The following is a 12,392-nucleotide window of genomic DNA, read 5'->3' as shown; positions in this document are numbered from 1 at the left end:
TCAGGCGAACACAGCCGCCAAGGCCGCACCCGGGTCCGGCGCCCGCATAAAGGCCTCTCCGACCAAGAAAGCATGCACATTCGCGGCCCGCATGCGCTGCACATCGGCAGCGCCCAGGATGCCAGACTCGGTCACCAACAAGCGATCCGCCGGCACCCGGTCCAGCAAGCCCAGCGTGGTGTCCAAGGTCACATCGAAGGTGCGCAGATTGCGGTTATTGATGCCGACCAGCGGCGTCTTCAAACGCAGCGCACGCTCAAGCTCCGCGCCGTCATGCACTTCCACCAGCACGTCAAGATTGAGGCTGAGTGCCACCGCCTCGAGGTCCGCCATTTGTGCATCATCCAGGCAGGCGGCGATCAGCAAGATGCAATCAGCGCCCATCGCGCCAGCCTCGAAAACTTGGTACTCATCGACCATGAAATCCTTGCGCAAGACCGGCAAGTCGCAGGCCGCCCGCGCCTGTTGCAGGTAAGCGACCGAGCCTTGAAAAAACTGCTCGTCGGTCAGCACACTCAAGCAAGCCGCGCCGTGTTTGGCATAACTCTCGGCGATCGCAGCGGGTTGAAAATCGGCGCGCAACACACCTTTGCTGGGCGAGGCCTTTTTGATCTCGGCGATCACCGCGCTTTGGCCCGCCGCCACTTTGGCGCGCAGTGCGGCCGCGAAGCCACGCCGGTCCTGCCTTGCCTCAGCCTCTTCGCGCAAGCTGATCAGCGAACGCTGCTTGCGAGCGCGTAACAACTCTTCATGTTTGACCGCGACGATGCGGCGCAGGATATCGGACATATCAGCCTCGACCCAGGGTTTGCGTGCTGCTGACGAATTGATCCAGCTTCGCGCGCGCAGCGCCTGAAGCGATCGCCGCGCGAGCCAGTTGAATGCCTGCGGCAATCGAATCGGCCACATTGGCAGCGTACAGCGTTGCACCAGCGTTCAGGATCACGATATCGCGCGCGGGGCCTTCTTCGTTGTTCAAAGCGCCAATCAACATCAGCCGCGAGTCCTCCGGGCCGGCCACCTTGAGCGTGCGGTTCGAGGCCATCGCCATGCCGAAATCCTCGGGGTGAATCTCGTATTCGCGCACCTCGCCGTTTTTCAATTCGCCGACCAAGGTCGCGGCGCCAAGCGAGATTTCATCCATGCCGTCCTTGCCGTAAACGACCAGTGCATGTTCGGCACCCAGGCGCTGCATCACGCGCACCTGAATACCGACCAAATCGGGGTGAAACACGCCCATCAGGATGTTCGGTGCGCCGGCCGGGTTGGTCAGTGGGCCCAGGATGTTGAAGATGGTGCGCACGCCCAATTCACGCCGCACCGGCGCGATGTTTTTCATCGCCGGGTGATGATTGGGCGCGAACATAAAGCCGATGCCGATCTGCGCCACCGAGGCCGCCACCTGAGCCGGCGTCAGCATGATGTTGGCGCCGAGTGCCTCCAAGACATCGGCGCTGCCGGTCTTGCTGGAAACGCTGCGATTGCCGTGCTTGGCGACCTGTGCGCCGGCCGCAGCGGCCACAAACATCGAGCAGGTCGAGATATTGAAGGTGTGCGCACCGTCGCCGCCGGTGCCGACCACGTCCACCAGATGGGGGTGGGCCGCCGCCTCCAAAGGCACTTTGGTCGACAACTCACGCATCACCTGCGCGGCGGCGGTGATCTCGCCGATGGTTTCCTTCTTGACGCGCAGGCCGGTCAGCAAGGCCGCAGCCATCACCGGCGACATCTCGCCGGCCATGATGCGGCGCATCAGCGTCAGCATTTCGTCGTGGAAGATTTCGCGGTGTTCGATGACGCGGGTCAGCGCTTCTTGGTCGGTAAAAGGCATCACGATTCCAATCCTGTTATCCAGCGAAAAATTCGCGCATTGCGGCAATGGCCTGATCCACATCCGCTTCGCTCACATCGAGATGAGTGACAAAGCGCAGCTTGTAGAGCCCGGTCGCCAGCACCCCACGCGACTTGAGATGGGCCAGCACGCCGACGGCCTGGGGTCCAGCCACATCGACAAACACGATATTGGTCTGCGGCGCCTCCACCGTCACCCCGTCAAGGCCTTGCAAGCCGACCGCCAGCCGACGGGCCAAGGCATGATCGTCGGCCAAGCGAGCGACATGATGGTCCAGGGCGTAATGTGCGGCAGACGCCAAGATGCCGCCCTGGCGCATACCGCCGCCCAGCATCTTGCGCCAACGCTTGGCCTGCTGGATGAAGCCTGCCGAGCCGCACAAGACCGAGCCGACAGGGGCGCCCAAGCCTTTCGAGAAGCAGACCGAGACGCTGTCGAAATGCTGCGTTATCTCGCGGGCGGCGGCATAGGGTTCACCACCAGCCGCCATCGCAGCGTTGAACAGCCGAGCGCCGTCCAGATGGCGCGCCAGCCCATGTTTCAAGGCCAAAGCCGACGCTTGCGCCAGGTAAGCCAAAGGCAGCACCTTGCCGCCGATGGTGTTTTCTAGCGTCAGCAGCTTGGTGCGGGCGAAATGCACATCGTCGGGTTTGATATTCGCTTCGACCTCGGCCAGCGACAAAGTGCCATCGGGCTGATGATTCAGCGGCTGCGGCTGGATCGAGCCCAGCACGGCCGCGCCACCACCCTCCCAGCGGAAGGTGTGCGCAAACTGGCCGACGATGTATTCATCCCCGCGTTGGCAATGGCTGAGCAGCGCGGCCAGATTGCTCTGCGTGCCGGTGGGCATAAAGAGCGCCGCCTCAAAGCCCAGCCGCTCGGCAACTGCCTGCTGCAATGCATTGACGCTGGGGTCATCGCCAAACACATCGTCGCCCAGCTTGGCCGCAGCCATCGCCTCACGCATGGCCGGCGTCGGCTGCGTCACCGTATCGCTACGGAAATCTACAACTTTCATGAGCTACAGCGCCAGCGTCAAAAAGTTCTTCAGCATCGCGTGGCCATGCTCGCTGAGTATCGATTCCGGGTGGAACTGCACGCCTTCCAATGGTGTTGCCGTACCGGCCAGTTCGCGGTGGCGCACACCCATGATCTCGCCGTCTTCGCTGCGCGCGCTGATCTCCAGCACCTCGGGCATGCTGGCCTCTTCAATCACCAGCGAGTGATAACGGATGACGCTGAAGTCCTTGGGCAATCCCTTGAACACGCCCTTTTGATCCGTCGTGATCGTGCTGGCCTTGCCATGCATCTGGCGCTGCGCGCGGATGATCTTGCCGCCCACCGCCGCGCCCATGCTCTGGTGCCCCAGACAAACGCCCAGAATCGGCAGCTTGCCCATGAAGGCCTGGATCGCACTGACGCAGATGCCGGCCTCGGCCGGCGAACAAGGGCCGGGTGACAGCACCAGATGATCGGGCTTCATCGCCTCGATCTCGGCCAGCGTGATCTCGTCGTTACGGGCCACGCGCACCTCGGCGCCCAGTTCCCCAAAATACTGCACCAAGTTGAAGGTGAAGCTGTCGTAGTTATCAATCATTAACAACATGATCAGAACCCCTCTTCAACCAGTTCAGCCGCACGGATCAAGGCTCTGGCCTTGGCTTCCGTTTCGGCCCATTCCAACTCCGGCACCGAGTCGGCCACCACGCCGGCCGCTGCCTGCACGTAAAGCGTTTCGTCCTTGATGATGCCGGTGCGGATGGCGATGGCCAGATCCATATCGCCGGCAAAGCTCAGACAACCGACCGCGCCACCATAGATACCGCGCTTGACGGGCTCCAGCTCATCGATGATTTGCATCGCACGAATCTTTGGCGCGCCGCTCAGCGTGCCTGCCGGGAAGCTGGCGCGGAACACGTCCAGATTGCTCATGCCGTCTTTCAGCAGCCCTTCGACATTGCTGACCAGATGCATCACATGCGAGTAGCGCTCGACCACAAAAGCATCGGTCACCTTGACCGAACCGGTCTTGACGATACGGCCGATGTCATTGCGGGCCAGGTCGATCAGCATCAGATGCTCGGCCAACTCCTTGGGGTCGGCCTTCAGTTCGCGCTCCAGGGCCAGGTCTTGCTCCGTGGTGCCACCGCGCGGACGAGTGCCGGCCAAGGGGCGGATAGTGACCTTATCGCCCTCGGCCGAATGCTCCTGGCGGACCAGAATCTCGGGCGAGGCACCGACGATCTGGAAGTCGCCCATATCGTAGAAATACATATACGGACTGGGGTTCAGCGAACGCAGCGCCCGGTACAGGCTCAGTGGCGATTCGGTGTAACGCTTGCGCAGGCGCTGGCCGATCTGCACCTGCATCATGTCGCCGGCAGCGATGTACTCCTTGGCCCGCAAGACCGCGCTCAGATAGTCGGCCTTGGCGAATTCGCGCTCGACTGGATGCGCCTGACCGCGCTTGACCACGGGCGCCGAGACGCTATAGGCCAGCTTGTCGCGCAATTCGGTCAGGCGCTTTTGAGCCTTGAAAAAGGCCTCGGGTTGGCTCGGGTCGGCATAGACAATCAAATAGAGCTTGCCGCTGAGGTTGTCGATGACCGCCAGCTCCTCGCACTGCAAGAGCATCACATCGGGCGTGTCGACGCCGCCGGGCATCTCTGTTTGAGCCAGCTTGGGCTCGATATAGCGCACCGCGTCATAGCCGAAGTAGCCGGCCAGGCCACCGCAAAACCTTGGCATGCCGGGGCGCAGCGCCACCTTGAAACGCTGCTGATAGGCGGCGATGAAATCGAGCGGGTTGCCGTTATGGCTTTCGACCACTTGGCCGTCGCAGATCACTTCGGTCAGCAGGCCGCGGCTCTTGAGCACGGTGCGGGCCGGCAGACCGATATAGGAGTAACGCCCAAAGCGCTCACCACCGACCACCGACTCCAGCAAAAAGCTGTTGCTGCCGCCTTTGCCCCCGTAGGCGCCTGAGCCCGAGCAGAGTTTGAGGTAGAGCGAGAGCGGGGTTTCCAGATCAGCGAAGGCTTCGCTGATCAAGGGGATGCGGTTAAAGCCCAGGGCAGCCAGGCTCTTGAATTCAAGTTCGGTAATCATCAAGTCAAACCCTTGCAAAAGCGCGCCGTCTATTTTGGGCACGCCGCAGAAACAGCTCGCTTGGGCTGACCGGGCTCGACCTAACTATCTGTCTATCGAGCGATCAAAGGCACAGCAACAAGCGTCATCAAACGAACACAGGCCGGCGACGCCAGGGCCAGGCTCCCCGGTCGTGAGACCCCTTGATGAAGTTGCGCGTGATGAACATGATGGTTTCAGTGTATCAGCCCAATGTGACGTGCCGCGCAGACGGACAGACTCACGCCTTCGCGGCATACTGGTTCCGCCCTGCCTTGAATCTGGGCACCTTCAATGACGACAAGAACGGAGCAATTCAATGCGAGGATTCTTTTATACGGCACTCTTGGCCCTGACCCTGGCCCTGCACCAGCCGCTGCCCGCCCAAGCTCAGACAATCGAAGTCTCCGGTGTCAAGTATGAGCAAACTCTCAATCTCGGCGGACAGCCGCTGCTGCTCAATGGTGCCGGCACACGCTACAAGGCCGTCTTCCAGGTCTACACAGCTGGGCTTTACCTGAGCGCCAAGGCCTCTACGCCCGAGGCTGTGCTGAGCGCCGCCGGCCCGAAGCGCCTGCACATCGTGATGCTGCGAGAAGTTGACGGCAATGAGCTCGGCCGCCTGTTCACCAAGGGCATCGAGCAGAACGCTTCGCGCGAGGAGTTCAGCAAGGCCATCAACGGTGTGCTGCGCGTGGCCGAAATCTTCTCCAGCCGCAAGAGCCTGACGGCCGGAGAGCATTTCTCTATCGATTTCATCCCCGGCACCGGCTCGGTCGTGCTGCTGAACGGCAAGCCACAAGGCACGCCGATCAAGGAGCCCGAGTTCTACTCGGCGCTGTTGCGCATCTGGTTGGGCAAATCTCCAGCCGATGAACAACTCAAGGACGCGCTACTGGGCATCGCCAAAGAGCAACGAGGACGGACTTAAGCGCGTCCCAAAGTGCGCACTGCATCAATCTTCATTGCTCAGGCTGATCCGGTCCAAGCTATCCACATATTGCATAGCCGGCACATTGCGGATCGGCTCACCATGGTTGTAGCCATAACTGACCAGAACGACGGGACAGCCGGCCGCATGCGCCGCTTGCGCATCATTGCTGGAGTCGCCAATCATCCAGGTCCGGGCGGGCTCAGAGCCCAGCGCCTCGCAAGTCTTCAGCAGCGGCAAAGGATCGGGCTTTTTGCGTTCGAAGTCATCACCGCCGAAGACCTTGTCGAAATAGCCAGCCAAGCCCTTGAGTGCCAGCAACTCGCGCGCAAACGAGCCCGGTTTATTGGTCAGGCAGGCCATCGGCATGCCCAGCGCTCGCAGCCGCTGCAAGCCCTCGCGCACGCCCGGGTAGACCGCAGAGAATTGGCCGTTGAGGGCTCGGTACTGCTGCTGATACTGCTGCCAGGCCTGCTCATACAAAGCCGCGTCGCCGCCCACCTTTGCCAAGCAACTGCGGATCAAATGCTCGCTGCCTCGACCCACCGTCTTTTCCACAAAAGCGCGGTCGACCCTGGGCAAACCCAAGCCAGTCAAGACTCGCTCCAGCACCGCCACAAAGTCACCCAGGGTGTCCACCATGGTGCCATCAAGATCGATGATGAAGGCCTGCGGCTGGACTTGGTACGACGGAATAGAGTTCGGAAACATGGAATAGAGTTCGGAAAAATTGAGGCAATTCTGACCTGACGAAAAGAATAGAGTTCGGAAAAATTAGTGGCTTCAGGTTAAAGCCGCGACGGCTTTCCTACCCCTCAAATTGCACGTCCACACAAAGGGTGTTTCTGCGCGGTTAGTAGGAACCGGTCGAGTCTTGAAATCCGAACGTATCGATAGCGTCTAGCAGTGGGTCAGTATTGCGTGATCGCGGTGGGTCAGTTCGATGCAATCGCCAACACCTGCTGGGGGAAGGCAGTACGGCATGTTCCCCGTTGCTTATTGGCAGGCTCCGCAGAGCTCGGGATTCAGCTTCAAGGCCCGCGCCGATTGTTTCATCCGCACACAGGATTCGATCCGCTCAGCCTCATAGCCGTTGAAGCCGAATTTGCGCTTCACACAGGCATTGCTGCTGGCCAGGACACAGAAGGTGTCGAGCTGGGCCTCCTGGTAGGGCCGGCCGTCGCGATCCGCTTCTTGCTGGCAAGCGAGTTCTCCGGCGTTAAAGGCGGCCTTGGAGACTGCGCCGCCAGCAGTCGAACCCGCATTGCCGTTGCCCGCAGTACCTGCACCAGGGCCAGCACCAGCGTTCTTTGGGCTGTTGACGCTGGCCTGGAAATTGGAGACACCGGATTGGCCTTCAAGGCTGTCCTTGACGATGCCGGTCAAAATCTTTCCTTGCATCTCGGCGCTCAGTTTGCCCACACCACCGAGCAGGGCGCCGCCGCCCATGGCGAGCGCCTTGCCCCATTGAAAACCGCCCTCCGCTTCGCGCCGCTGCTCGGCCTGGGCGAGTCGTGCCTGTTCTTGCTGGCGGGCCAATGCCAGAGCTTGCGCCTCTGCGGCGGCGCGGCGCGCTTCTTCGGCCATGCGCGACTTTTCGTCCGCCATGTTTTGCTGCGAGTTCGCGAGTGCCAGTTTGTCGTCCTTGCCGGTGACCAGCTTGGCCGCTTTGGCAAGCTGGGCATTGCTGCAATCAAAATCGCGTTTTCGCGTGCATTGGTCGGCACGTTCAATTGCGATAGAGACATCCTGCTGATCTAGGCGGTCCAGTTTGTCGGCCATGTCGAGCAAACCGCGCGATGACGGATTCGGTCTAGCGGCCGGGGCGAACAGAGGGGCTGGCGCCACCGGTGCGGGCTCCTGGCTGTAGCGGGTGTCTGCCTGTAGGCGGTTGAACAAGTCCCGCATCGACTGGCTGCCGCCTAGATTCTTGGCGCGTGCCCATTCATAGCTTCGTTCGGCGGCGACGCCGACCGCCACACCGGCTCCGGCGGCAACGAGAAACGGGGCCGCGGCGGTCAAGGCCGTGCCGATAACGACGGTTTCGCCGGCAACAAAGGTCTGCGATGCCAGGGTGACGGTGAACGCGGCGGCGCCGACCAGCGCGCCTTTCCACATTTCATGCAGGGGCGCACCAAAAAAGCCTTGCAGTTCCTGCGCCGGGCGGCCAAAAAAACTCTTGACGATGTCATCACCGGCCGAGGTCTGTGCCTGTGCGGCCGGGATCAGGCTGATGCCCTGCCAGCGTGCCTGCAGCCAAGCCAGCGTTTGGCGACCGAAGGACTCAGGGCCGCCCGCCTGCGCGCTGAATTTGCTGCTGACGTCGACGACGTCGCTGAGCGCGGCATAGCCCGCAAAGGCTTCGCTCCGCATCAGACCCTGCAGCCAGCGGCCGTCCTTGAGGTACAGCACTGAGCCAAGAATGAAGCTGCGATCGGGACCGTACAGCCGATATTCGATGCGCTCTTGGCCCACCTTGTTCACGCTGATGCGTTGGCCTTTGTCCATCGCAAGAATGTCCTGCAGGCCGAGCTTGTCGTCGAAGATCAGCCGCAGGCGATCATTGGCCGCACCGACAAACAGCGTCCACTTTCCGCTGCCCAGACTGCCATCGCGTACCCAGTGCACGGCCTTGCCTTGATGCTGGCTGCTGATGTAGAGCTGGCCGCTGGGCTGTAGCGCGAAACCCAGGGTGGGCGGCCCGTCCTTGGGGCTTTGTGCCTGCGCCGGCGCCTGGGCTATCAGGGCGAGCAGCAAGACCCAGAAGCTCAGCAGTCGAGACATATCAGTTCGCCGCAGGGCTGGCGTTGCTGGCGGCGCTGGCATCACTTGCGCGCGGCGTCAGAGGGCGGGCGACGCGCAGGCCGATCAAGAAACTGGCTGCGCGATCCCAAGAGGGGTCGATGTTGATCCCGGGGTTGATGGCGCCTAACCAATGGCCGCCCATGGTGTAGCGCTGGTTGCCGAGGATGTTTTGATATTCAGCCGGCGGGGTCAGGCATTTTTGAGTAAACGGACTGCCATCCGTCGGCGCATCGCCCAGGGCGCGCGCGTCGACCGCGCAATCGGCGACCATTTCCGCCACATTGCCGACCATATCGTGCAGGCCCCAGTCATTGGCCTTGAAGCTGCCCACCACCATGGCTTGCTTACCGTCCGCGCTGGACCCGCAATTCGCGCAATTGGCGTTGTTGCGCCCCACCTCGTCGCCCCAAGGCAGTTTGGAACTTCGCCCGCCGCGTGCCGCGTAGGTGAATTCGGCCAGCGACAACAGCCGGTAGGTCTGGCCTGTCCTCTTGGAAAGCCAGGCCAGATATTCTTTTACATCGACCATATTGACATTGATCACCGGTTGGCGGCCGCGGCCCCATGGGGTGTCGACAATGAAGCCAGGGGTGACGCCCTCGGCCGGCCCCTTACCGGTGGGGCCTTTGCTGCAGCCGCCCTCGGCCACACATTGATCCCATTCTGCAAAAGTAACTTCAAATTTGCCGACGGCGAACGGGTAGTCGATGCGGACGCGGTTCAACCAACCGACGATGTTGTTGTCGTCCGGGCGCTGCGGCGGACGACCCGGCGGCACCCACACCATCTCGGGGCAGTCCGGGCAGTCGCGAAAGGACTTGCCGTCGCCCGGCACAAAGCCTTGTGCCTTCAGTTCGGCCAGGCTGAACGCGATGGCTGCTGCTTTTTGCTGAGCGGCCAAGGCGAGGTCGCGCAGCCGAGCTTCTTCGCGCAGCTTGGCAGCCGCCTGGGCTTGTGCTACCAACTCTCGGCCCGCCTGCGTCAACTGCGCCTGCCCCAGGCGCGCGTCGACCCGCTTCACCACACCGTCGCCAATGCGCACGGTTTGCTCGAAGATGCGTTCGTGCGTCGCGTCCACCGCCTTCACCAGGCGCAACTGCAGGCTGCCTTCCTCAACCTGGATATCGAGCGGGCATTCGCCCTTGAACTTGCCGTTGATGGAGACCTCGGCCCCGGCATCAGCGCCTTCGCAGCCGACGCGCAGCATGGAGCCCGGACTCTGAGCGAAGCCGGCCGGCGCGAACGCCCCAAGCAAGACAGACAAGGCGAGGCAGAAAGCGGGGCTTGTTTTCATGGGCGGCTTTTGACTGAATTGGCAGCCCGCATGGTAACTGCGTACCCAGTCGTCTTGCCGTCAATGAGTTGAGGAAGTGCCGCAAGGGCACTCAGTAGCGCGCCACCCGGCTCGCATTGATGCTGGGCTGCGTGTTGCGGTGCATATTGCTGCCGGACGAGAGCCGCTGCCTAGTTGTGAAGAGTCAAGACGTTGTTGCCTGACTCAGTAAGACGGGATATGGGCGGGAGGCATCCGATGCCGCGATGCGATGCCAGTTGTAGTGATGGATCCATCGCGCCAGCGCGCTGATTCTGTCGCGGGAGTGCTGGTAGGTCTGGCTGTACGCCCACTCTCGCCGCGTCGATTGCATGAGCCGCTCGGCCTTGCCGTTCGTTTGTGGACGGTAGGCTCGCATGATGCGATGCGTGATGTTCAGCTAAGCACTGGCTTGCTTGAAGTCCTTCGACCTGAACGGCAATTGACCGTAAAACCGTGCGCAGCAGCCTGAGCAAACAAGAGCGAGGGGGGGAAGCGATTGTTGCCTAAACTGCCCTCCCACGGTTTGCTTCACTCTCAAAGGCGGAACGGGGAATGGCGCTGCTGTGAGCGGCGCCATCGCACCCGGTTCAAGCTCGACGCTTGCGAGCCAGGCCGCCCAGCAGCGCCAGCCCACCCAGCATCAGCGCATAGCTGCTCGGTTCCGGAACAGCGGCCATCAAAACGTCGCGTGCGGTCGCGCCCAGGTCGGAGTAGTTGGTGAACACACCATCCATGCCCCAGCCAAAGTACTTGTCGAACTGGACGGCAGCGAGCGCGGGGTCCGGTTGGGCGAAGGTGTAGCCGTGGACCAGCAGGCCGGCCGTGTGGGCGGCCTGGATGTACGCGGCAGTCACGGCATTGGCGCCGCCACCAGAAATCGACGGGCCGATGCCGTTGACGGTCTTGGCAATATCGGCAAACGAACCTGCGGCCGAGTTGCCCAGGAACACTTCTTGGATCGTCATGCCCAGCAGGTTCTGCTTGTCGCGAATGCTTTTCAGCGTGTCTAGGCTGAACGACTGGATGAAGACCTTGTCGCTGGACTTTCCGTAGCCGAACGCCGCCAACGTGGAAAGTATCTTGTCCTCCATCATCGGGTCGGAGATCTTCGCCTCAGGGTAGATGCCGACTGTGCGGCCGGTCAGTGCGCTTTGGGCCTGAGCTAGCGCGATGACCTCGTCGAACGTCGGCACGCGCATCGCGTTGGGTGACGAGGGTGTGAAGCCTGGGTAGCTGGTCTGGCCGGTTCCGGTGGGCAGCACGGTCAGTTGCTTGATCTCGGCCAGCGTGTAGCCGGAGACGTTGTAGCTGTTGTTGCGCTTGCCCAGCACCGCAGCGACGTTGGTCGTGCGGTTCAGCGTGGTGTCATGCATCGCGACCAGGAAACCGTCCTTGGTCAATTGCAGGTCGGGCTCGATGTAGTCGGCGCCCAATTTGACCGCCAGCTCGTAGCCCGCCAGTGTGTGCTCGGGTAGGTAACCACTGGCGCCGCGGTGGGCGATCACCAGCGGGGCCTGCCCATTCAATGTGTTGAGGGTGGTCGCATCCGCCTGTTGTGCGAAGCAAGCGGCGAGGGCCAGGGCAAGCGCCTGATATTTGTAGACGGTCATGGATCAACTCCTAGTATGGGTAGGGACAGGCGACTGTAGGCAGAGCGCATGACAAGCTGATGTTGATGTTGCCGCACTAGATAGGCGAAAAGGAGCGTCTGTAGCTCAGCCGAAAACTGAATTTTGGTGAACTTACTTTCCGGCCACCGACCCGACTCGCCGTATGTGCCCCTGCACATGTAGAACATGGCGTCGACCGTGAGATCACTCCTTTGCCATAAAGTTGCCGCTCGGTCGATCTCGGCATCGACTCGGCATGACGACGGTCCCAGTTGTATTGCTGGAACCGTCGCCCGACAACTCCTTCTCTTGGACAGACGCCAAGCGCCATTCACATCGATCAGACTTCAGTTTGCTCCGCAATTTCCAAAGCAACTTCTACCTCGATACCCAGGTGGCGCACTGTCGCCTCCAACTTGGCGTGGCCAAGCAACAGCTGCACCGCACGCAAGTTCTTGGTTCGCCTGTAGATCAACGTTACCTTGGTGCGTCGCATGGAGTGCGTACCGCAATAGGCGGGGTCAAGGCCAAACTCCTCCACCCAGCCCGCATGGATCCGGGCGTACTGGCGCGTCCCAAAATGCGGTGGGTCACGCATGCGACTGGGGAAGAGCAAACCCGCAGATGGGAGACTCTTCATGACGTGTCATCACGAGTTGCCTGGTGATCGAATCGGCGCTCGGCGGCCATGCTACCGTCCGGCTCTGCGCAGAGCACCATGCTCGACTCGCGGCTGTCACCGTGCCTAGCGGG

Annotated in this window: 10 protein-coding genes and 2 pseudogenes; 1 reads left to right on the top strand and 11 read right to left on the bottom strand. The window is 61.6% G+C overall.

Translation table 11 applies throughout. The features are described from left to right. Genes trpC through trpE form a run of 5 tightly spaced genes read right to left on the bottom strand, consistent with a single transcriptional unit; the run spans position 1 to position 4,960 of the window. Positions 1 to 789 (bottom strand): indole-3-glycerol phosphate synthase TrpC, encoded by a 789-nt coding sequence (gene trpC, locus LNV09_RS03955; RefSeq protein WP_263555753.1) that lies wholly within the window; start codon positions 787 to 789, stop codon positions 1 to 3. Position 790: 1 nt separating this feature from the next. Beyond that, positions 791 to 1,831 (bottom strand): anthranilate phosphoribosyltransferase, encoded by a 1,041-nt coding sequence (gene trpD / locus LNV09_RS03950; protein WP_263555752.1) that lies wholly within the window; start codon positions 1,829 to 1,831, stop codon positions 791 to 793. 16 nt (positions 1,832 to 1,847) lie between these two features. After that, entirely contained in the window at positions 1,848 to 2,870 is a 1,023-nt protein-coding gene (gene ltaE, locus LNV09_RS03945) for a low-specificity L-threonine aldolase (protein WP_263555751.1), read from the bottom strand. Between the two features lie 3 nt (positions 2,871 to 2,873). Next, on the bottom strand, positions 2,874 to 3,458 hold the full coding sequence (locus tag LNV09_RS03940) for an anthranilate synthase component II (RefSeq protein ID WP_263555750.1): 585 nt from the start codon (positions 3,456 to 3,458) through the stop codon (positions 2,874 to 2,876). A 2-nt stretch (positions 3,459 to 3,460) separates the two neighbouring features. Next, positions 3,461 to 4,960, bottom strand: coding sequence for an anthranilate synthase component I (gene trpE / locus LNV09_RS03935; protein ID WP_263555749.1), 1,500 nt, complete (start codon positions 4,958 to 4,960; stop codon positions 3,461 to 3,463). A gap of 337 nt (positions 4,961 to 5,297) precedes the next feature. Between trpE and LNV09_RS03930 the strand changes: the two genes are divergently transcribed. Beyond that, on the top strand, positions 5,298 to 5,909 hold the full coding sequence (locus LNV09_RS03930) for a chalcone isomerase family protein (protein WP_263555748.1): 612 nt from the start codon (positions 5,298 to 5,300) through the stop codon (positions 5,907 to 5,909). A 24-nt stretch (positions 5,910 to 5,933) separates the two neighbouring features. Here the strand turns inward: LNV09_RS03930 and gph are convergent, their stop codons facing one another. From gph to LNV09_RS03900, 6 genes and pseudogenes are all read right to left on the bottom strand, one after another. Continuing rightward, the gene (gene gph / locus LNV09_RS03925) at positions 5,934 to 6,620 is read right to left on the bottom strand and encodes a phosphoglycolate phosphatase (protein WP_263555747.1); all 687 of its coding nucleotides are present in this window, start codon (positions 6,618 to 6,620) and stop codon (positions 5,934 to 5,936) included. A gap of 285 nt (positions 6,621 to 6,905) precedes the next feature. Beyond that, positions 6,906 to 8,693: a hypothetical protein gene (locus LNV09_RS03920; protein ID WP_263555746.1), complete on the bottom strand. Its 1,788-nt coding sequence runs from the start codon at positions 8,691 to 8,693 to the stop codon at positions 6,906 to 6,908. A 1-nt stretch (position 8,694) separates the two neighbouring features. Next, a complete protein-coding gene (locus LNV09_RS03915; protein WP_263555745.1) occupies positions 8,695 to 10,008 on the bottom strand; it encodes an SUMF1/EgtB/PvdO family nonheme iron enzyme in 1,314 nt (437 codons plus the stop codon). A gap of 170 nt (positions 10,009 to 10,178) precedes the next feature. Continuing rightward, positions 10,179 to 10,462 (bottom strand): annotated as a pseudogene (locus LNV09_RS03910) (integrase core domain-containing protein); the annotation flags it as partial. 154 nt (positions 10,463 to 10,616) lie between these two features. Beyond that, entirely contained in the window at positions 10,617 to 11,639 is a 1,023-nt protein-coding gene (locus tag LNV09_RS03905) for a glycerophosphodiester phosphodiesterase family protein (protein WP_263555744.1), read from the bottom strand. 340 nt (positions 11,640 to 11,979) lie between these two features. Then, positions 11,980 to 12,270, bottom strand: a pseudogene (locus LNV09_RS03900) (tyrosine-type recombinase/integrase); the annotation flags it as partial. Positions 12,271 to 12,392 lie beyond the last annotated feature (122 nt).

This window comes from Paucibacter sp. B2R-40, assembly GCF_025717555.1.
Taxonomy (GTDB): domain Bacteria; phylum Pseudomonadota; class Gammaproteobacteria; order Burkholderiales; family Burkholderiaceae_C; genus Paucibacter_A.
This window is presented reverse-complemented; position numbering and strand designations above follow the sequence as displayed.

What these genes read in the sequence shown, in the direction of transcription:
- trpE (WP_263555749.1), bottom strand. Translation starts at nt 4,960, where the DNA reads ATGATTACCGAACTTGAATTCAAGAGCCTGGCTGCCCTGGGCTTTAAC.
- LNV09_RS03915 (WP_263555745.1), bottom strand. Translation starts at nt 10,008, where the DNA reads ATGAAAACAAGCCCCGCTTTCTGCCTCGCCTTGTCTGTCTTGCTTGGG.
- gph (WP_263555747.1), bottom strand. Translation starts at nt 6,620, where the DNA reads ATGTTTCCGAACTCTATTCCGTCGTACCAAGTCCAGCCGCAGGCCTTC.
- trpD (WP_263555752.1), bottom strand. Translation starts at nt 1,831, where the DNA reads ATGCCTTTTACCGACCAAGAAGCGCTGACCCGCGTCATCGAACACCGC.
- trpC (WP_263555753.1), bottom strand. Translation starts at nt 789, where the DNA reads ATGTCCGATATCCTGCGCCGCATCGTCGCGGTCAAACATGAAGAGTTG.
- ltaE (WP_263555751.1), bottom strand. Translation starts at nt 2,870, where the DNA reads ATGAAAGTTGTAGATTTCCGTAGCGATACGGTGACGCAGCCGACGCCG.
- LNV09_RS03930 (WP_263555748.1), top strand. Translation starts at nt 5,298, where the DNA reads ATGCGAGGATTCTTTTATACGGCACTCTTGGCCCTGACCCTGGCCCTG.
- LNV09_RS03905 (WP_263555744.1), bottom strand. Translation starts at nt 11,639, where the DNA reads ATGACCGTCTACAAATATCAGGCGCTTGCCCTGGCCCTCGCCGCTTGC.
- LNV09_RS03920 (WP_263555746.1), bottom strand. Translation starts at nt 8,693, where the DNA reads ATGTCTCGACTGCTGAGCTTCTGGGTCTTGCTGCTCGCCCTGATAGCC.
- LNV09_RS03940 (WP_263555750.1), bottom strand. Translation starts at nt 3,458, where the DNA reads ATGTTGTTAATGATTGATAACTACGACAGCTTCACCTTCAACTTGGTG.